This is a genomic window from Pseudomonas sp. F9001 (assembly GCF_013385435.1).
GTDB lineage: Bacteria > Pseudomonadota > Gammaproteobacteria > Pseudomonadales > Pseudomonadaceae > Aquipseudomonas.
Genome location: NZ_JACAPX010000012.1, coordinates 118,927 through 138,381, shown reverse-complemented (window position 1 = coordinate 138,381; position 19,455 = coordinate 118,927). Strand labels below are relative to the sequence as shown.

At 63.0% G+C, this 19,455-nt stretch carries 16 protein-coding genes; 7 read left to right on the top strand and 9 right to left on the bottom strand.

Annotated features, from left to right (window positions below):
- Nucleotides 1–2: 2 nt before the first annotated feature.
- From HX818_RS12145 to HX818_RS12110, 8 genes are all read right to left on the bottom strand, one after another.
- On the bottom strand, nt 3–962 hold the full coding sequence (locus HX818_RS12145; RefSeq protein WP_008436056.1) for an ABC transporter permease: 960 nt from the start codon (nt 960–962) through the stop codon (nt 3–5).
- 165 nt (nt 963–1,127) lie between these two features.
- On the bottom strand, nt 1,128–2,714 hold the full coding sequence (locus HX818_RS12140) for an ABC transporter substrate-binding protein (RefSeq protein ID WP_134326242.1): 1,587 nt from the start codon (nt 2,712–2,714) through the stop codon (nt 1,128–1,130).
- A gap of 12 nt (nt 2,715–2,726) precedes the next feature.
- Nucleotides 2,727–4,337, bottom strand: a complete 1,611-nt coding sequence (locus HX818_RS12135) for a 5-guanidino-2-oxopentanoate decarboxylase (RefSeq protein WP_177020175.1) — start codon at nt 4,335–4,337, stop codon at nt 2,727–2,729.
- 11 nt (nt 4,338–4,348) lie between these two features.
- Entirely contained in the window at nt 4,349–6,448 is a 2,100-nt protein-coding gene (locus HX818_RS12130; protein ID WP_177020174.1) for an acetate--CoA ligase family protein, read from the bottom strand.
- 18 nt (nt 6,449–6,466) lie between these two features.
- On the bottom strand, nt 6,467–7,627 hold the full coding sequence (locus tag HX818_RS12125; RefSeq protein ID WP_008436052.1) for an acyl-CoA dehydrogenase family protein: 1,161 nt from the start codon (nt 7,625–7,627) through the stop codon (nt 6,467–6,469).
- 41 nt (nt 7,628–7,668) lie between these two features.
- Nucleotides 7,669–8,460, bottom strand: coding sequence for an enoyl-CoA hydratase/isomerase family protein (locus tag HX818_RS12120; RefSeq protein WP_023658721.1), 792 nt, complete (start codon nt 8,458–8,460; stop codon nt 7,669–7,671).
- Between the two features lie 154 nt (nt 8,461–8,614).
- A complete protein-coding gene (locus HX818_RS12115; protein ID WP_003208961.1) occupies nt 8,615–9,253 on the bottom strand; it encodes a TetR family transcriptional regulator C-terminal domain-containing protein in 639 nt (212 codons plus the stop codon).
- Nucleotides 9,254–9,294: 41 nt separating this feature from the next.
- Nucleotides 9,295–10,053, bottom strand: coding sequence for a class II aldolase/adducin family protein (locus HX818_RS12110; RefSeq protein WP_087694886.1), 759 nt, complete (start codon nt 10,051–10,053; stop codon nt 9,295–9,297).
- A gap of 131 nt (nt 10,054–10,184) precedes the next feature.
- Here HX818_RS12110 and HX818_RS12105 point away from each other — a divergent pair, with 131 nt between their 5' ends.
- The 7 genes from HX818_RS12105 (at nt 10,185) to HX818_RS12075 (ending at nt 18,274) form a co-directional block, all read left to right on the top strand.
- Nucleotides 10,185–12,140, top strand: a complete 1,956-nt coding sequence (locus tag HX818_RS12105) for an FAD-dependent oxidoreductase (RefSeq protein WP_177020173.1) — start codon at nt 10,185–10,187, stop codon at nt 12,138–12,140.
- Nucleotides 12,128–12,706, top strand: coding sequence for a helix-turn-helix domain-containing protein (locus HX818_RS12100; protein ID WP_238544244.1), 579 nt, complete (start codon nt 12,128–12,130; stop codon nt 12,704–12,706). The genes HX818_RS12105 and HX818_RS12100 overlap by 13 nt, the downstream gene beginning before the upstream one ends.
- 121 nt (nt 12,707–12,827) lie before the next feature.
- Nucleotides 12,828–13,034: a hypothetical protein gene (locus tag HX818_RS12095; RefSeq protein WP_063028939.1), complete on the top strand. Its 207-nt coding sequence runs from the start codon at nt 12,828–12,830 to the stop codon at nt 13,032–13,034.
- A complete protein-coding gene (locus tag HX818_RS12090; RefSeq protein WP_177020172.1) occupies nt 13,022–13,828 on the top strand; it encodes a hypothetical protein in 807 nt (268 codons plus the stop codon). Before HX818_RS12095 ends, HX818_RS12090 begins: the two co-directional genes overlap by 13 nt.
- 161 nt (nt 13,829–13,989) lie before the next feature.
- Entirely contained in the window at nt 13,990–15,378 is a 1,389-nt protein-coding gene (locus HX818_RS12085) for an amidase (RefSeq protein WP_177020171.1), read from the top strand.
- Nucleotides 15,379–15,473: 95 nt separating this feature from the next.
- Nucleotides 15,474–16,826, top strand: coding sequence for a citrate-proton symporter (locus tag HX818_RS12080; RefSeq protein ID WP_003208972.1), 1,353 nt, complete (start codon nt 15,474–15,476; stop codon nt 16,824–16,826).
- 101 nt (nt 16,827–16,927) lie between these two features.
- Nucleotides 16,928–18,274 (top strand): OprD family outer membrane porin, encoded by a 1,347-nt coding sequence (locus tag HX818_RS12075; RefSeq protein WP_177020170.1) that lies wholly within the window; start codon nt 16,928–16,930, stop codon nt 18,272–18,274.
- Nucleotides 18,275–18,283: 9 nt separating this feature from the next.
- On the opposite strand, the gene HX818_RS12070 is transcribed toward HX818_RS12075, so the two are convergent.
- Entirely contained in the window at nt 18,284–19,186 is a 903-nt protein-coding gene (locus HX818_RS12070) for a LysR family transcriptional regulator (RefSeq protein ID WP_003208975.1), read from the bottom strand.
- Nucleotides 19,187–19,455 lie beyond the last annotated feature (269 nt).

Here is a 19,455-nt window from a genome sequence, read left to right as displayed (position 1 = left end):
GTCTACCCCTTGGGATGCATCAGGCGTGGGTTGGTGGCGATGGACAGCACATCGGCGCCGGTATTGAGCAGGATGTAGGTGGCGGCAAAGATCAGGCTGCACGCCTGCACCACCGGGATATCGCGCTTGGACACCGAGTCCACCAGCAACTGGCCGAGGCCCGGGTAGACAAACACCACCTCCACCACCACTACGCCCACCACCAGGTACGCGAGGTTGAGCGCGATCACGTTGACGATGGGCGCCAGGGCATTGGGCAGTGCGTGGCGCCAGATAATCCGCGACTGGCTGATGCCCTTGAGCCGGGCCATTTCGATATACGGGCTGGCCAGCAGGTTGATCAGCGAGGCACGGGTCATGCGCATCATCTGCGCGATCACCACCAGGCTCAGGGTGGCCACCGGCAACACCGAACGTTCGAGAATGGTGGCGAATGAGGCATCCGGCGCCAGGTTGGACAGGCTGGGAAACCAGCCCAGCTTGACCGAAAACACCAGGATCAGCAGGTAGGCGACGAAGAACTCCGGGAACGACACCGCACTCAGGGCCGAGGTGTTGAGCAGGCGGTCGAACCAGCTGTTGCGGTACAGCGCGGCGAGCATCCCCAGCACCAGCGCCAGGGGCACCGAGACCAACGCCGCCAGTGCCGCGAGGCGCAAGGTGTTGCCCAGGCGTGCGCCGATCAGTTCAGCGATGGGCCGCTGGTTGGCCAGGGAAGCGCCGAGGTCGCCGTGCAGAAGGCGCAGCAGCCATTGCACGAACCGGCTCAGGGGCGGCAGGTCCAGGCCCAGTTGGGCGCGAAAGGCGGCGATGGTTTCCGGCGTGGCGGACTGGCCGAGCATGGCCTGGGCGATATCACCGGGGAGCATGCCGACCGCCAGGAAGATGATCACCGAGACGGCGAACAACGACAGCAGGCCAAGGGCGAGGCGTTGGAGTACCAGTTTGAATAGGCTATTCATGTTCGGTTCTCATGAGTGGGGCATGTTCTCGAAGGCGACAAATGTTCAATGTGGGAGCGGGCTTGCTCGCGAAAGCGGTGTGTCAGCCAATACAGATAGAGACTGACCCACCGCATTCGCGAGCAAGCCCGCTCCCACATTTGATTTGTGGCGTATCTGGAATCTTCACGCCTGCCACCACCGCTCGATCAGCCGCAACCCATCCAGTTCCCCATACGGCGCCGTCAGCGGTCCATGGCTGACGCGGTTCGAGCGGGCCGCCACGGAGCTGGCGAACAACGGCACAATCGCACCGCCGTCGTCCCGGCACAGGCTCTGCATTTCGTTGTACATCTCCTGGCGCAGCGGCGCGTTCATCTCGCCTCGCGCTGCGTTGAGCAACTGGTTGAAGCGGTCGTTATTCCAATGGGTTTCGTTCCACGCCGCGCCCTTGGCGTAGCCGATGCTGAACATGCGGTCGGCAGTCAGGCTGCTGTACCAGAACGAGGTGGTGAACGGCTGCTTCATCCAGATATTGGAGAAATAGCCATCCGCCGGCTCGCGCACCACGTCGATATCAATCCCGGCCTGGCGCGCCTGCTCCTTGAACAGCACCGAAGCATCCACCGCGCCGGTGTAGGCGGCATCGGAAGCTTGCAGGCGCACCTTCAGCGACTCCACACCGGCCTTGCGCAGGTAGAATCGCGACTTGTCCGGGTCGTAGGTGCGCTGCTCCAGGGCGGCGTTGATGAAGCGGCTGCCGGGCTGGATCGGATGGTCGTTGCCCACCAGGCCATAGCCATGCAGCACCGAGGCCAGCAGGGTTTCGCGGTTGATCGCATGCTTCATCGCCATGCGGATGTCGTTGTTCTTGAACTCGTTGCTGTCGCACAACATCGGGAAGGTGTAGTGCTGGGCGCCCTTGGTTTCTTCGATGACCAGCGTGGGATTGCGCTTGAGCAGGGCTACGGTTTTCAGGTCGACCTTGTTGATCACGTCGACTTGCCCGGTGACCAGCGCATTGACCCGCGCTGCGCCGTCGGCAATCGCCAACAGCTCGGCACTGGCGAAGTGTGCCCTGCCCGGCTTCCAGTAATCGGGGTTGCGCTCCAGGTCCATGCGTACCCCCGGCTCGAAGCTTTTCAGGCGATAACCGCTGGTGCCGATCCCGGCCTGCCAGTCGGCGGCGCCGTCCTTGGCGGGCATGATCACCAGGTGGTAATCGGCGACTACATAAGCGAAATCGGCATTGCCCGAGTGCAATTCGAACACCACGGCATCGCTGCCCTTGGCGCTGACACTGGCCACATCGCCGATCACCGTCTTGGCCGCCGAGGTGGAGTTGGCTGCCAGGTGATGGTTGATCGAGGCCACCACGTCGTCAGCGGTCAGGCTTTTGCCGTTATGGAAGGTCACGCCCTGGCGCAGCTTGAAGGTCCAGGTGCGCGCGTCGGGCGTCGACTCGAAGCTTTCGGCCAATTCGGGGATGGCGCTGCCGTCCACCGCGATTTCCGTGAGGGTGTTGTACACCGCCGAAAAGCCGACGAAGGTGAAGGTGTCGACCCAGGATCCCGGGTCGCGGGAGTCGGTGGTGCTGCCGCCGGCCAGGCCCATGCGCAGCACGCCGCCCGGCTTGGGCGTGGCCTCCTCGGCAAAGGCCTGCAGCGGCAGGCCCATGGAAAACGCGGCGGCCACGGCACCGGCTACGGCGCTGTGCTTGAGGAAGTCCCGCCGGTGCATCGCTTGAGTCATTTTGTTGTTGTTTTCGCTCATGGTGTTGCTCCTCTAAAGGTTCACACAGGCATGCTTCAACTCGATCAAGGTCACGCCGTTGCGCTTGAAACCGTTACGCAAATCCGTCTGCAGCTCATCCAGGTTCTGTGGCTCGCTGACCGTGCAGCCGAACGCCCGCGCCAGGGCGGCGAAGTCCGGGTTGCGCGGCAGTACGCCGATGGGTTCGATGTCCAGGTTCAGCATGTCGTCGCGAATCTGCCCCAGGGCGTCGTTGTTCCAGAGCAACACCACCAGCGGGCTGTCCAGTTCTTCCACGGCCGTGGCCAGTTCCTGGGCGGTGTAGAGAAAGCCGCCGTCGCCCACCAGCACCAGGCCGGGCCGTTGCGGTGCGCCGAACTTGGCGCCGATACCGGCCGGCAGGCCATAGCCCAGGGTGCCGTAGCCGGTGGGATGCAGCCAACTGCGGGTGGTGTTGCTGGGAAAGGCGTAGTTGCCGGTGTAGGCCAGTTGGGTCATGTCACTGCTGATGAAGGCATTGGCGGGCAACTCGGCGGCGACGCGGTCGAGAATCGCCTGGTGAATGCGTTGCAACGGACCATGGCCGCTGCTGATTGCCTGGCGTAACGTCGCGACCGCAGCGGTGGCGGCATCCGCGTTGCGCGGCGTGGCTGGCAAGCGTTCCAGCAAAGCCAGCGTCGTTTGCCGGGCATCACCGTGCAACGCGACGGCGCAGGAATAGAAATCGTTGAACTTGCGCGGGTCGATATCCACCCGCAGCAGCTCGCCATTAATCGGCAGGCGTTCACGCCAGAAGTCGGTATCGGCCATTTCGGTGCCGATGGCCAACACCACATCCGCCTCGGCGATGAGCTGCCAGCCGGGCTCGACACACAGGGTCGAACCGGCATTCAGCGGATGCTCCACCGGCAACAATCCCTTGCCGGCGACACTGCTGAAAAACGGCGCCGCCAGTTGTGTGCTCAAGCGCTGCAAGGCCTCGGCCGCCAACAGTGCGCCGCCACCGGCAATGATCATTGGCCGCTTGGCCGCAGCCAGTTTTGCCACTGCCTGATCAAGACTTTCAGCCGATGGCAAACCGCGCCCGGGACGGCGCACCACCTCATTGCTCCAGTCCCGTTTGATCGGCGCCGACAGTACATCCAGCGGCACCGAAATATGCACCGGGCGCGGTCGCTCACTGTCGAACACCGCGTAGGCCCGCGCGATCAACTCCGGCAAATCCTCGGCACTCAACGCTACTGCCGAAAACGCAGTGATGGGCGCGGTCATCGCCCGCTGGTCCTGGGTTTCATGCAGGCAGCCCCAGCCTTTGCCGAGGCTGGCGGTGTGGTTGACGCTGGAAATCACCAGCAGCGGAATCGAGTCGGCATACGCCTGGCCGATCGCCGTCGCGGCGTTGGTCACCCCCGGCCCGGTGATGATGAAACACACCCCCGGCTTACCGCTGACCCGCGCATAACCGTCGGCCATAAAGCCGGCGCCCTGCTCGTGGCGGGTCAGCACATGCCGAATACCGCTGCCCGGCAAGCCGCGATACAGCTCCAGCGTGTGCACGCCGGGAATCCCGAACACCGTGTCGACACCATAGTTGGCCAGCAATCGCACCAGGGCCTGGCCGCCCGTCAAGGTTTTGCTTTGCATTGTCATCTCCTTCACGCCTGGGCGAGACGGATCAATGCATCGACCGCCGTGGCGCCCCGGGCATTGACCAGCAATGGGTTTACATCGAGTTCCAGCAATTGCCCGGCGTTGGCGCAGGCGTAGTCGGCCACCGCACGAATCGCCGCCACCAGGGCTTCCATGTCGGCCACTTCGCGTCCGCGAAAGCCTTGCAGCAATGCGGCGCTGCGCAGGCTGAGCAAGGCGTTGCGGATTGCGTCGTCGGTGGTGGGCAGCAGCAGGCTGCGGCTGTCCTTGAGCAACTCCACGAGGATTCCACCAGCGCCGATCACCAGCGCCAGGCCGAAGTCGTTTTCGCGCTTGATGCCGACAATCAGCTCGGCCAGCGGCGGCGTAGCCATGGACTCCAGCAGCAGCTGATCGAACGGCACATCCGGCGCATAAGCGGCGATTTGCTCGCGCATATGAGCCAGGGCAGCAGTCAAGGCGAAGCCGTCCTGCAGGTTGAGCGCCACGGCGCCGGCTTCGGTTTTATGCGGCAAGTCGGCACTGACGGCCTTGAGTACCAGCGGGTAACCCAGCACTTTGGCATCGGCGATGGCCCGCTCGGGAGTGCTCAAGACACCGGCTGGCGTGGTCAGGCCGAAAGCCCGTAAAGCCTGCTTGGAATCCCATTCATCCAGCGACTGTCCGTGTTGTTCAAGCGCTTGCGGGCACAGCGGCACCAGTATCGACTCACCCCGCGCCAACAACGCCCGGCGATTGTCTTGATAGTCGGCAATCCGGCCCCAGGCCGCCAGCGCATCTTCCACGCCTTGCAACGCGGCAACGCCCTGGGCATGCAGACGCTCGCGAGCGTGGGCCGGGAGCAATTCGGGAAATGCAGAGGTGACAAAGCCAGTCTTGCCGTGGCGAGTCAGCGCACTGCAAAACAGCTCCAGCAGCAGGTCGCACTCCTTGCGCTCACCGGTAAATTCCGCCGGGTAGTCGAGCACCAGCATTGCCGCATCCGCTTCGGTGCGCAGTGCCGTGTCGAGCATCGTATTAAGCGCGTCGCTGTTGCCCCAGATGGCCGTGGTGAAATCCAGCGGGTTGACCAGGTTGGCGTAGCTGGGCAGCACCTGCGCCAACTCTTCACGCTGGCCTTCGTCGAGCTTCGGCAGGCTCAAATCGTTGCGCTCGGCGTAGTCGGCAATCAACCCGGCATCACCACCGGAACAAGCCAGGGCGATCAGGCTGTTGCCCGCCGGCAGATTACCGCAGGCCGCCGCCTTCAGGGTCTCGACAAAACTCACCGGCCCGCTGACCCGGATCACACCCAGGCGCGCGAACAGACTGTCGTACAGCGCATCGGAACCCGACAACGAACTGGTATGACTCAAAGCCAACTCGGCGCCGATCTGTGACACACCGGTTTTCAGGGCGATGATCGGAATGCCTTTCTCCAGGGCCTTGTGGGCCGCACGGGCGAACCCCGGCACATTCTTCAAGCCTTCCAGGTGCAAGCCAATCGCCGTAACGCGCGGCTCGTCGAGCAGCACGTCCATCAACTCGGCAACCCCCAACTGCGCCTGGTTGCCCACCGACGCCATATAGGCCACCGGCAGCGAACGGTCGCTCATGGACAGGTTGTAGGCAAAGTTGCCGCTCTGGGTCAGCACCGCAACGCCCTTCTCGACCGGCTTGCCGCCATGGGCCACCGGCCACAACGCCGAGCTGTGCAGGTAATCCAGCAGGCCATAGCAATTGGGGCCCAGCAGTGCCATCTCGCCAGCGGCCTTGAGCAGTTGTTGCTGCAAGGCTTGGCCCTCGGCGCCGGTTTCGGCAAACCCGGAGGCGTAGCAGATGGCGCCACCGGTGCCAATGGCCGCCAGTTCGGCGACACAGGTCAGGGTCAGCTCGCGATTGGTAGCGATAAACACCGCGTCCGGACCGCACGGCAAATCGGCCACGCGACGCACGCAGGGAACGCCATCGAGGCTGTCATATTGCGGGTTGACCAGCCACATCTGGCCGGCAAAACCACCCTCGGCGCAGCGCTTGAGGGCACGGGCCATGCTGCGCCCACCGACGAATGCCAGGTGACGGGGCGCCAGCAGGCGCTTGAGATTGTCGCGAATAGCCTGGGACATAAGCGTTCTCCGACCCGATCAACGCAACAGTGGCCGCAACAGTTCGCGGGCAATAATGTGGCGCTGGATTTCCGAAGTGCCTTCCCAGATCCGCTCGATCCGCGCGTTGCGCCAGATGCGCTCCACCGGGCCTTCGTCCATCAAACCCATGCCGCCATAGATCTGCACTGCTTCATCGGCAACCTTGCCCAGTACTTCGCTGGCAAACAACTTGGCCATGCCGGCCTCGCCGTCGGTCATGGTGCCCTGGTCCATTTTCCAGGCGGTGTTCAGGGTCAGCAGTTCGGCCGCACGGATTTGCGTGGCCATGTCGGCGAGCTTGAACGAGATGCCTTGGTAGGTGCCGATGGGCTGGCCGAACTGCTTGCGGTCGGCCGCCCATTGCAGGGAAACGTCCAGCGCACGCTGGGCCTGGCCGACGCAGTTGGCAGCCACCATCACCCGGCCTGCGGTCAGCCAGGCATTGGCGACTTCCCAACCTTTGCCGACTTCGCCGAGGACTTTGGAGGCTGGTACGCGGCAGTCGTCGAAGAACATTTCATAAGTGTGGTAGCCGCGGTTGCTGACGCATTTTGGCCCCCGGCGAATGGTCATGCCCGGCGTGCCACGGTCCACCAGGAACGAGGTCACCGCATTGCGTTGGCGACCGTTGTGTTCGTAGGTGTCGGTAACGGCAAACACGATGGCGAAATCCGCGTGGCCGGCGTGGCTGATGAAGTGCTTGCTGCCATTGAGCACAAAGTCATCACCGCTGCGCACGGCGCGGGTCTTGATCGCATTGGCGTCGGAACCGGCACCCGGTTCGGTCAGGGCAAAGCAGTCGATCTTCTTGCCCTGCACGCACGGCAACAGGTACTCGCCAATCTGCGCGCCGGTGCAGGCCATGAGGATTTTCGACGGCCGGGCGACAAACACATGCAGCGCCCAGGAGACTTTCGACAACTCACGCTCGATCAACGCCTGTGACAGGTAGTCCAGGCCGCCACCGCCGACGTCTTCCGGCATGTTGAAGGCATAGAAACCGGCAGCGATGGCCTTGTCACGAATCTGCGCGGCAAGCTCCGGCGAAACTTCATCGGCGCGGTCCACCGCCTCCTCGTGGGGCAACAACTCCTTGGCAACAAAACTGCGTACCGCGTCCACCAACATGTCTTGTTCTTGGCTGGGCTGGAAATTCATGGCGCTACCTGTCGATCGTTCGAGGGTGTTTTGAAGGGGAATCAGTTGCCGGAGAAGTTCGGTGGGCGCTTTTCCATCGAGGCGCGCAGGGCTTCAGCACCGTCGGCGCTGCGTCCACACAGCAAACCGGCGGCGAGTTCCGCCTGAAGCTGCTCGGGCAGGCTGCGCCCGGCGCCTTCGCGGATGAGGGTTTTGGTCTGGGCAAACGCAAAGGTCGGGCCGTTGGCCAGGCGCGTGGCCAGCTCGGCGACGTGGGTATGCAGTTGCTCGTCGGCAACGACTTCGCCCACCAGCCCGGCGGCCAGGGCGCGGTCGGCGCTCCACAATTCATCGAGGAACAGCAGGCGCTTGGCTTGCTCGCTGCCGATCAGGCGCGGCAGATGCCAGCTGGCGCCGGCGTCCGGCGAGTAGGCCATGCTGGTGTAGCCGGCCTTGAAGCGTGCCGATTGCGCGGCGACGCGCAGGTCGCAGCACAGGGTGAGGTCCATGCCGGCACCGACCGCCGTGCCGTTGATGGCGGCGAGGGTGGGTTTGTCGAGGGTGTGCAGGCGGGTCATCAGGGCGTGGGCGGTTTCGGTCCAGCCGTAGGTTTCGAGGGCGCCACGGGCTTCGGCATCGGCCCATTCGGCAAGGTCGGCACCGGCGCAGAAGCTGCGACCACTGCCGGTCAGTACCACCACGCGCACAGCCGGGTCGCGGTTGAAACCGTCCAGCAAGGCATGCAGGTGCTTGAGGGTCGGGATGTCCAGGGCGTTGCGCTGGGGGCCGCGATTGAGGGTGATCCAGGCAACGCCTGCCTGCACCTGAGTGAGCACGGACGGATCTGTAGTCATGGAATCCTCGAATTATTTTAATTGGCTTGAGGGGTGCGACATGGGGCGATACTAAACGAGTGTTCAGTAAGGAGGCAATCGGGTAACTGCAAATATTTTTCGAGGGGAAAATGCCGGCCCGGACATTGCGTCCAGGCGGCGCGGAATCGTCAGTTCAGGGTTTGATCTGGAAGCGCTTGCGCCCGCCCGACTGCAAGCCATCGACCCAGGCTTCGCAGATCTGGATGCCCTGCTCCGGGGTGAAGGTGCCGGGATTGAGCCCCGATTCCAGCCACAAGCCGTCGAGCAAGGCGCTCAAGGCGATGGCCGCCAAATCGGCATCGAACTGCTTCCAGCCCTCCTCCCCGGCCATGTCCACCAAGGCCGAACGCATGATGGTGCGGTACTCGCCATAGGAGTGTTCGTGGGCCTGGTTGATCGCCGGGGCCGTCTTGACCGCCCCCCAGAACACCAGCCAGGCATCCAGCAGTTGCGGGTCGAGCAATTCGGGGGAGAACGAGCCGCGGAAGAACGCCGACAGCCGCTCCCGCGGACTGGGCGGCGCCTTGGCCATCGCATCCCGCAGCAGGTCCATGACCTGCCGGGTGATTGACCGATAGGCCTCGGCCACCAGCTCATCCTTGCCCGAATAGTGGTGACTGATCAGCCCCACCGACACCCCGGCCTCGGCGCTGATCTTGCGGATCGACGCGCCCTGGAAGCCGTCGCGCTTGAGGCAGGCCAACGTCGCCTGCACCAGATTGGCCTTGCGCAACTCCGGTTCCATGCGGGAGAAACGGGATTCCTGGGTCATGAGGCGGTGTCCTTGGGTTGAGTCGGCTGGACGACTCTACCTCACTCCCGGAACCCCGGCGACACCCGATCCAGTAACCGCAGCAATGCCGCCCATGCCAGTTGCATGGCGTCCGGGTCTGCCAGTTCGCCCTCTTCCAGTGGCCGGCCTGGCTCATTGAACTGCCGCTCGGTGTACTCACACACGTGCGCAGGCGGCAGGATCAGCTTGCCGCACGCCTGGGCGGCGATCTGGATATCGCAGGCCTTCTCCAGGTAATACATGCGCAGGAACGCCTGACTGACCGTCTCCCCTACCGTCAACAAACCATGGTTGCGCAGCATCAACACCGGCTTGTCGCCGAGGTCGTGCACCAGTCGCTGTTGCTCGTCCATGTCCAGCGCCACGCCTTCGTAGTCGTGGTAGGCGACCTTGCCGTAGAACTCCATGGAAATCTGATTCACCGGCAACAGCCCGCATTCCAGGGCCGCCACCGCACAGCCGGCGCGGGTGTGGGTGTGCAGCACGCACTGCGCATCTTCGCGGGCGCCGTGAATCGCGCTGTGAATCACAAACCCCGCCGGGTTGACGCCATGGGCCGAAGCCTCGACCGCACGTCCGTCCAGGCCGATCTTCACCAGGCTGGAGGCGGTGATCTCCTCGAACATCAGCCCATAGGGGTTGATCAAAAAGTGATGCTCGGGCCCCGGGATACGCACCGAGATATGGGTGAAAATCAAATCGCTCATGCGAAAGTGCGCGATCAGCCGGTAGCAGGCGGCAAGCTCTTCGCGCAGCTGTCGTTCGGTGGCCCCAGGCATTTTTATTCTCCAGGCGGGTGGGTGATGTGGTTGACGCTAATCCAGTCACCAGTAAAAAAACAAGTTGATTTTTTACTGAGGCTGACCTCCTATAGAAAAATAATAACAACAGCGCCTGGAGTATCCGCACCATGTCGCCCCATGCCTTTCCGCATCTTTTTGAACCGCTGGTACTGCGCGGCAAACGCCTGAAAAATCGCATCATGTCCAGCGGGCACGACACCTCGATGCCCACCGACAACCAGGTCAACGAGCAGTTGATCGCCTACCACCGGGCACGCGCCGAAGGCGGCGTGGGGTTGATTGTGTTGCAGGTGGCCGGGGTGCACGACAGCGCCCGCTACACCTCCCATGTGCTGATGGCCACCGATGACAGCTGCATCGACGGCTATCGCCGACTGGCCGAAACCTGCCACGCCCACGGCACCGTGGTGCTGTCGCAGATTTTCCATCCAGGGCGGGAAATCATGGAGTCGGCCGACGGTTTGCTGGCGGTGGCTTACTCGGCTTCCGGGGTGCCCAACGAACGCTTCCGGGTGATGCCGCGCGCCCTTGACCAGACAATGATCGACGAGATCGTCGCCGGCTACGGCGCTGCGGCAAGGCGCCTGTATCAGGCCGGGATTGACGGTGTGGAAGTGGTCGCCAGCCATGGTTACCTGCCTGCGCAATTTCTCAACCCGCGGGTGAATCGCCGCACCGACGGCTACAACGGCGAGCTGGAACAACGCCTGCGTTTCCTGCGGGAAATCATCGCCACGGTGCGTGCCGAAACCGACGAGCACTTCATCATCGGCCTGCGCATTTCTGCCGATGAACGCGACCCCGAAGGCCTGACCGAAGAGGATTCCCTGGCCGCCGTGCAACAGCTGCAATCACACCTGGATTATGTGCACATCGTTGCCGGCACCTCGGCCTCCCTCGGCGGCGCGATCCATATCGTGCCGCCCATGGCCATTGCCCCGGCGTACCTGGCGACAGAAGCGGCGACGTTCAAGACGCACCTGTCGATTCCGCTGTTCGTTACCGGGCGCATCAACCAGCCCCAGGAGGCCGAATTGATGCTGCAACGCGGCCAGGCCGATGTGTTCGGCATGACCCGCGCGCTGATCTGCGACCCGCGCATGCCGGTCAAGACCTCAAGCGGCCATGCCGAGGATGTACGCGCCTGCATCGCCTGCAATCAGGCGTGCATCGGCCACTTCCACAAAGGCCTGCCGATCTCCTGCATCCAGCATCCCGAGACCGGCCGCGAATTGCAGTTTGGCCAACTGCAACCGGCACTGCGACGCCAGCGGATCATGGTCGCCGGTGGCGGCCCGGCAGGGATGAAAGCGGCAGCGGTGGCGGCGCAGCGCGGACATGAGGTGACCTTGTATGAAGCCAGTGCCCAATTGGGCGGCCAAGTGCTTCTGGCGCAGTTACTGCCCCGACGCAGCGAGTTCGGCGGCGCCAGTACCAACCTGCAGCGCGAGATGGAACTGGCCGGGGTCCGCGTGGTGCGCAACACCCGCGTCGACCGCCCATTGGTGGAACGCGAACAACCTGACCGGGTGATCATCGCCACCGGCGCCGAGCCCTACTGGCCGGCCTTCGAACGCGGCGGCGAATTACAGGTGGTGGATGCCTGGCAAGTGCTGCGCGATGAGGTGCCGCTGGGCCGTTCGGTGGTCGTGGTGGACTGGCGTTGCGACTGGATCGGCCCGGGCATTGCCGAGCGCCTCACCCGTGCCGGCCATCAGGTGCAACTGGCGGTGAACGGCACCCATTGCGGGGAAAACCTGCCGTTGTACGTGCGTGACCAACTGGCCGGCGAACTGCATCGGCTGGGCATTCCGATCATCCCTTACGCCCGTTTGTACGGCTGCGACGACACTACCGTCTACCTGCAACATACCGCCAGCGGCGAGCCGATGCTGCTGGAAAATATCGACACCCTGGTGTTGTGCCAGGGCCACCAGCCGGTGGACACTCTGGGCGCAGAACTGGAAGGCCTGGTGGCGTTCACGCGGATCGGCGATTGCCTGGCGCCGCGTACCGCCGAAGAGGCGATTTATGAAGGATTGAAAGTAGCGTGGGACATTTGAACGACCAACCGCCACAGCTGTTTCTCGGCACCCGCATCCGCGGCTTGCGCAAGGCCCGGGGCATGACGCTTACCGAATTGGCGCAGATGAGCGAATTGACGGCCGGCTATATCAGCCAACTGGAACGCAACCTCGCCTACCCGTCGATCCCGGCCTTGTTCAACATCGCCCGCAGCCTGGGGGTGACGATCCAGTGGTTTTTTGCCAGCGAGACCACGCCGGCAGCGGAGGATGAAGGTTTTGTGGTGCGCAGGAACAATCGCCAGAGCATTCACTATGAGGACGGGATCGTCGACCAGTTGCTGACGCCCCTGCCCAATCATCAATTGGAGATGCTGCACTCGCGCTTTCCACCGGGCACCTATAGCCAGCAGAGCTATAGCCATGAGGGTGAAGAGGCGGGTTATGTGTTGAGCGGAACGTTTGAGTTATGGGTGGGCGAGCGGCATTTTCAGCTGGTTGAAGGCGACAGTTTCAGCTTCCCCAGCAGTGAGCCCCATCGCTATGGCAACCCCGGAAAGGTGGATGCGGTGGTGATCTGGGTGATTACGCCGCCGACGTTTTAGACCGTTGGAGTGAATGGAGACGTTTCCTACGGGAACTGGCGACGCTGGCACGCCGGCCATCAATGGCGGGGGTCAAGGCCGCTTGCTATAAAAACGACTACATCTTTTCGAGGTCGTCGCCATGTTTGGATTGTATTCGTTGTTTGCCGGTAAGCCGACTCAGGATGACTTGGATACGGTGGAAGCCATCAAGTCAAAAAGAACCATGAGGATTGAGGGAGAATGGGGTATTTCAGTCTCCGCCGAAGAAGTCATGGAATCCGAGGCCTACAAGGAAGCAATTCGCCAAGTCCGCAAAATGGAGGCCAATGATTCATGGGCCTGCTGATCATTTTCCCGTTACTGGTCAGCGGTTATCTGGTGTGTATCAAGCATCCCTATTACTACTGCCGGCTGCATCGTTTTGAAGGGCAGTTACTCTATCTACAGGTTGCGCGACTGGGGCTGGTTTGCCTGGTCGTCGCTAGCCTGGCAAGTGCCTTGACTCTGGCATTTGCAGGTCGTGAGGTTGCAACAGACTACGGCAGCTATCTTGGCGCCCTGTTGGTAGAGCTCGATATTGCCAACAAAAAGAATGCCGCACTTTGGGTTTTTTGGCTGCAGACCGGTTTGACCACCCTGGTCATTCCTTCCCTCTGGGCGAGACTGTATGTCAACGCGAAGAAAAAACAGCTGAAGTTGAAATCCGATGAACAACTCAACTGCCGGCTCGCCTTGAACATCCTTGAAGGCACGCCTTTCAAATACCTGCTCAAAGAATCCATCCAGAAGTACACGCCTTGCATGTTCAGCTTGAACGATCGAAAGGTGTATGTCGGCATTGTCGTATTCGTGGGCATGCCCACCGAGTCAGAAGGAATGGACCACACCTTCACTCTTCTGCCCCTGCTCAGCGGCTACCGTGACAAGGACACACTGGAAGTCAACCTGGGCACGCGTTATTCAGACAACAGCCACCCTGCCCCCATCATGCTCATCCAGGAAAACGTAGTCTCCGTCACTCGCTTCGACTTCACCACCTGGAACACTTCACACGCTCGAACGAACCGCCCACCTCGACAGGAGCCGTTCTTCAATCACCGCTCCATCCGTACGACAAAAGCCTCAAGCGCCTGCGCCTGAGGTTTTGAAATAACCCAGGGGCTGCGCCTCGGGGTTCAGTGCACACAAAAACGCAACACTGAACTGCACCGATTGTGATGGCCGCTTCACACCGGGGTTTATATAGTCGTTCCTACTGCAACCCGCCATGAGCCAGCCGGCCCATCACAAGGAAGCGTTCGATGACTGACCTGCATACCCTTACGGCCGCCGAACTGCTGGCGCAATTTGCCAGCCGGCAACTCGCGCCCATCGACTACTACGACCAACTCCTGGCCCACATCGACCGCTGGGAGCCGCAGATCAACGCGCTCTATGCCTTCGACCCGCAACAGGTGCGCCAGCAGGCCCAGGCCTCCACCGAACGCTGGAACAAGGGCCAACCCAACGGCGCCCTTGATGGCGTACCGGTGACTCTCAAGGAATTGATCGCCACCGAAGGCGTGCCCATTCCCCTCGGCAGCGCGGCCACCCGCCTGACCCCGGCCCTCAGGGACGCACCGCCCGCAGCCCGCATGCGTGACGCGGGCGCGATAATCCTGGCCAAGACCACCAACCCGGACTTCGGCATGCTGTCTTCCGGCCTGTCGAGCTTCCACGGCATCACCCGCAACCCGTGGAACACCGCCAACAACACCGGCGGTTCCAGCTCCGGTGCCGCCGCAGCGGCCGCCGCCGGTTACGGCCCGCTGCACGTGGGCACCGACATCGGTGGCTCGGTGCGCCTGCCCGCCGCCTGGTGCGGCCTGGTGGGATTCAAGCCGACCCTGGGCCGCATTCCCATCGACCCGTACTACACCGGCCGCGCCGCCGGGCCCATGACCCGCACCGTCGACGACTGCGTGCTGTTGATGCAACACCTGGCCCGCCCCGATGCCCGCGATGCCACCAGCCTTCCGCCGCTCACCACCCAGTGGAGTAACCAGCCGCTGTCGGTCAGGGGCCTGCGCGTCGGCCTGATGCTTGAACCCGGCGCAGGCATGCAGCCTGAGGGCTTCGTGTGTGAAGCCGTGGAGCAAGCCGCACGGCTGTTCGAAGCCCACGGCGCCAAAGTCACGCTGATCCCGCCAATCATGGACCGCGCACAACTCGATGGCCTCGACCATTTCTGGCGCGCCCGCCAGTGGGGCGATTTGTCGGCCCTGAGCAGCGAGCAGTTCGACAAGGTCTTGCCGTACATCCGCGACTGGGCCGCGCCGGGCGCCGAGATCAGCGGCGTACAAGCCGTAAAGGGTTTCAACCAGACCTTTGAAATGCGCCGCCGCGCCGCGCAGGTGTTCACCGAACTCGACCTGGTGCTGTCCCCCACCAACCAGGTCAATGCGTTCCCGGCCGAGTGGCCATCACCGAGCAACAACCCGCAACTGCCGTTCGAACACATCGTGTTCACGGTGCCGTGGAACATGGGCGAGCAACCGGCATTGTCGATCAACTGCGGTTTCGCCGCCGATGGCATGCCCATCGGCCTGCAGATGATTGCCCCGCGTTTTGCCGATCAATGGCTGCTGCAAATCGCTAAAACCTACGAGAGCTGGCGTGGCGCAATCCACCACTGGCCGAATCCTTCCTGACTTTTGACGCTGTAAGAACTGCCCACCCACACGCCAGCTCCGGGCCCTCTTGGCCTGGAGCTCGGACGACCTATAACTAAAATCGAGGGGCTGGTATGCACACTGAGCAATTGACACGATCCGATCCTGATCACGCACCCGAAACACCGTCCCCGGACGCCGGCAAAAAGAGCATCTTCGCCGTAGTCCTGGGCAACGCCGTGGAGTTTTTCGACTTTGGTGTGTACGCAACCTTTGCGGTGATGATCGGCCACACGTTCTTCCCGTCCGACAGCGCCTTCGTCAGCCTGATGCTGTCGGTCACGGCGTTCGGTATCGGCTTTATCGTCCGGCCCCTGGGCGCAGTACTGATCGGCGCCTACGCCGACCGCGTCGGGCGCAAACCGGCGATGCTGTTGACCCTGGTGATGATGGCCGTGGGCACCGGCAGCATCGCGATATTGCCCGGTTACGAGACCATCGGTATCGCGGCGCCGATCCTGCTGGTGCTCACCCGCATGATCCAGGGCCTGGCCTGGGGCGGTGAAGCCGGCCCCGCCACCACCTACATCCTCGAAGCGGCGCCACCCCACAAACGCGGGACCTACGCCTGCTGGCAAGTAGTCGCCCAGGGCGTCGCAGCCATGGTGGCCGGGCTGGTAGGGTTCACCCTGACCAAGGTCATGTCCCCGGAAGACCTCAACAGCTGGGGCTGGCGCGTGCCGTTCGTGTTCGGCCTGCTGGTGTTGCCGATCGGCATCTACATCCGCCGCAACCTCGCCGAAACCTTCCACGGCCACGGCGAGCAGACCAGCACCGGCGACCTGGTACGGGAAGTCTGCGGCAAGCACCGGCGCGCACTGGTGCTGGGGTTGCTGATCCTTTCCGGCAGCACCATCACCCAGTACTTCCTCAACTACATGACCACCTTCGCCCTCACCGAACTGAAGCTGCCCACCAGCATCTCGATGCTCTCGACTCTGGTGGCCGGCGCAGCGATGGCCGTGTGCGCGGTGGCCGGCGGCATGCTCTGCGACCGCTTCGGGCGCCGTACGATCCTGATGACACCGCGGGTGGTGTTGCTGTTGATTTTATTCCCGGCCCTGCAACTGATGACCGAGCACCCAAGCCCGGCGACCTTCCTGTTGACCCTGGCGGTACTCTCGGGCCTGCACGGCATGAGTGGCGCGGCGCTGATCGTGTTGCTGGTGGAAAGCTTCCCGAAATCCGTGCGCTCCACCGGTTTCTCCATCGTCTACGCCTTCGGTGTGGCGGCGTTTGGCGGCACTGCGCAGATCATCATCACCTGGCTGATCGGCACCACAGGCGACCCGATGTCGCCGGTCTGGTACCTGCTGATCGCCAACCTGGTGTGCCTCACCGCCGCCTGGTTCGCCAAGGAAACCCGTCCGCCGCTGCCCGGCAGCCCGGCCCGCGAAACCCGGCTCGCAGAAGCTTCGGTTCGCTGAATACCTTTTCCCACTGTCCCGCGTCTTTTCGCCACCGACCGGCAGCACCTGAGGGCCTGCCGGGACGGTCGCCTTACGTCTGATTTGTATGGGGATTTACCATGTATCCACGTCTTTTACTGGCCGTCACCCTGGCGTCCAGCACCCAGGCTTTCGCCCAGGAAAACGCCCAGGCCAGCGCACCGGGCTTTCTCGAAGGCAGCACCCTGGACCTGAACCTGCGTCACTACTATTCCAACCAGCACACCAAACGCACCACCCACTTGAGCATCAAGAAAGCCGGCGGCGTCGAGCCCACGCGTGTACGGGAAACCTGGGTGCAGACCAGCATGCTCAAGTACAGCTCCGGCTACACCCAGGGCCTGATTGGCGTGGGCGTGGATGCGGGGATCTTCAGCGCGGTCAACCTGGAGCGCGGGCACGGCAAGGTGGCCAATGGCGGCGACCGGGTGCTGGTGGACGGCGACGGCGATGCGATTCCCACCTGGAGCCGCCTGGGGGTGGGCGACGTGCGTTTGCGCCTGTCGAGCACCGAGATCAAGGCAGGTCGGCTGATGGCCGACAATCCGATCCTGCGTTACAAGGACAACCGCGCCCTGCCCTCCAGCTTCCAGGGCGTGGGCTTGTTCAGCAACGAATTCGACTGGCTGTCGGTGCAGGGCGGCAGCTTCGAGCGGGCGATTCCACGCACCGGCACCGGCGCCGAAAAGCTCACCACCACCTTCGGCAACCGCGCCTACAGCGGCGCACGCATCAGCTACCTGGGAGCCACGGTAAAACCGGGTTACGGGCTGGAAGCCAGCGTCTACGCGTCGCGTTTCGAAGACATGTGGGACCAGACCTACGTCGGCCTGACCCACCGCATCGGTGACAAAAGCGACATCGCCTTGAAGACCGCCTTCAACTACTACCACACCAGCGACTCGGGCGACAAAAACCTCGGCTACATCGACAATAACGCCGCCAGCCTGGCCTTCACCGCCACGCACCTGGCCCACAGCCTGACCCTGGCCTGGCAGCAGGTATTCGGCAACGAATACTTCGACTACGTGTGGGAGTCCACCGGCAACTACATGGCCAACTCGCTGTACTCGGACTACAACGGCCCCAACGAAAAGTCCTGGCAGTTGCGCTACGACCTGGACTTCGCCGCCTACGGTGTGCCCGGCCTCACCGCCAGCCTGTGGCACGCCAAGGGTTGGGACATCGACGGCACCCATTACGATGGCGACCGCAACGGTCACAACACCGGCTACAACGTGCGCAGCCTGGATGGCGCCAAGCACAACGAAAACGGCTTGATGCTGGCCTATGTGATTCAGTCCGGAACACTCAAGAACACCGTACTGCGCACCATCGTCTACAACCATCGCGCCAGCGGCGGGCAGATTGACGGCAGCTACGATGAGTTCCGCCTCGTCGCCAATGTGCCGATCAACATCTTCTGAGGCTCAGGCTCAGTTCAGCGAACAACGCTGCATCGCCCCCGCCAGCATTTCCTGGCACTTGAGCACCGCCACCGAGCGGGGGCGGTTGCGGTACACGCAGAGGTCGATGCGGATGCGGCCGAGGTCTTCATCGGCGATCGGCACGGCGACCAGGCCGTCGCCCAGGTCCCGCACGTCTGCCTCGACCTGGGGCAAAATCAGCACCGCTGCCCGTTGCCGGGCCAGGCTCTTCTGCACTTCCAGGGAGCTGGTGGTGAACACCGGTTCGAGGGTGACGCCGCGTTTTTTTGCCGCCACTTCCAGGGCCTGGCGCACGCCGTAGGCCGAGTCGGGAATCGCCAGGGGCTGGCCTTGCAGTTCGCTCAATTCGATGCTGTCGCGCTGGGCGAAGGGGTGTTCGGCGCTGACCAGCACCCGGTGCCATAACTGGCAGTGGGCGGTGACTTCGACGTCGGCGCGCTCTTGCAGGTAGAACGCCAGGCCCAGGTCCGCCTCGCCGCTGCACAGGGCGTCGAGGGTGGCCGAGGCGCTGGCGATCACGATGTTGAAGGTGACCTTGGGGTGGGCGCGGTAGAAGGTGGCGAGCACCGGGGCGAGCACGGTGGAAACGATACTTTCTGACACATGGATGCTGATGTTACCGGCCACCTGGCTTTGGCGGCTGGCGATGACTTCGCGTACCTGGTCGAGGCCGCGCAGGGTTGAGGTGACTTGTTCGGCCAGGCATTCGCCCTCGGCGGTGAGGCGGATGCCGCGGGGGCCGCGCTCAATCAGGGCGGCGCCGAAGAAGTGTTCCAGGTGTTCGATCTGGCGGCTGACGGCGGTGGGGGTGACGTAAAGACGTTCGGCGGCCTTACGCAGGGAGGCGCAGCGGGCGACCTCGTGGAAATATCGCAAGGCGCGTAGTTGCATGGGGGGTGCTCCTTTTTTGGGGGGGTGGATTGGGGAGGACGCAATTACTGCGCCATGCGGGTGTACATATCCGTTTCTTCGGTCACGGCGTCCTGCCGGTTTACCCGCTCTGCACTACCCGCGTTCGCTCAGATCAAGATCAAAAGCAGATCTGCTTTTCTGTGGGTGGCTTGCCTGCGATGCAGACAACTCGGTGCATCAGGTACACCCAGTTGATGCCATCGCAGGCAAGCCAGCTCCCACATTTGACCGTGCCCGCTTTAGCTTTT

Bases quoted from the DNA above. Each gene is read 5' to 3' on its own strand.
- HX818_RS12075 (WP_177020170.1), top strand. From the start codon at position 16,928: ATGTATCCACGTCTTTTACTGGCCGTCACCCTGGCGTCCAGCACCCAG.
- HX818_RS12090 (WP_177020172.1), top strand. From the start codon at position 13,022: ATGGGCCTGCTGATCATTTTCCCGTTACTGGTCAGCGGTTATCTGGTG.
- HX818_RS12070 (WP_003208975.1), bottom strand. From the start codon at position 19,186: ATGCAACTACGCGCCTTGCGATATTTCCACGAGGTCGCCCGCTGCGCC.
- HX818_RS12140 (WP_134326242.1), bottom strand. From the start codon at position 2,714: ATGAGCGAAAACAACAACAAAATGACTCAAGCGATGCACCGGCGGGAC.
- HX818_RS12085 (WP_177020171.1), top strand. From the start codon at position 13,990: ATGACTGACCTGCATACCCTTACGGCCGCCGAACTGCTGGCGCAATTT.
- HX818_RS12125 (WP_008436052.1), bottom strand. From the start codon at position 7,627: ATGAATTTCCAGCCCAGCCAAGAACAAGACATGTTGGTGGACGCGGTA.
- HX818_RS12115 (WP_003208961.1), bottom strand. From the start codon at position 9,253: ATGACCCAGGAATCCCGTTTCTCCCGCATGGAACCGGAGTTGCGCAAG.
- HX818_RS12080 (WP_003208972.1), top strand. From the start codon at position 15,474: ATGCACACTGAGCAATTGACACGATCCGATCCTGATCACGCACCCGAA.
- HX818_RS12130 (WP_177020174.1), bottom strand. From the start codon at position 6,448: ATGTCCCAGGCTATTCGCGACAATCTCAAGCGCCTGCTGGCGCCCCGT.
- HX818_RS12145 (WP_008436056.1), bottom strand. From the start codon at position 962: ATGAATAGCCTATTCAAACTGGTACTCCAACGCCTCGCCCTTGGCCTG.
- HX818_RS12095 (WP_063028939.1), top strand. From the start codon at position 12,828: ATGTTTGGATTGTATTCGTTGTTTGCCGGTAAGCCGACTCAGGATGAC.
- HX818_RS12110 (WP_087694886.1), bottom strand. From the start codon at position 10,053: ATGCCTGGGGCCACCGAACGACAGCTGCGCGAAGAGCTTGCCGCCTGC.
- HX818_RS12120 (WP_023658721.1), bottom strand. From the start codon at position 8,460: ATGACTACAGATCCGTCCGTGCTCACTCAGGTGCAGGCAGGCGTTGCC.
- HX818_RS12135 (WP_177020175.1), bottom strand. From the start codon at position 4,337: ATGCAAAGCAAAACCTTGACGGGCGGCCAGGCCCTGGTGCGATTGCTG.
- HX818_RS12105 (WP_177020173.1), top strand. From the start codon at position 10,185: ATGTCGCCCCATGCCTTTCCGCATCTTTTTGAACCGCTGGTACTGCGC.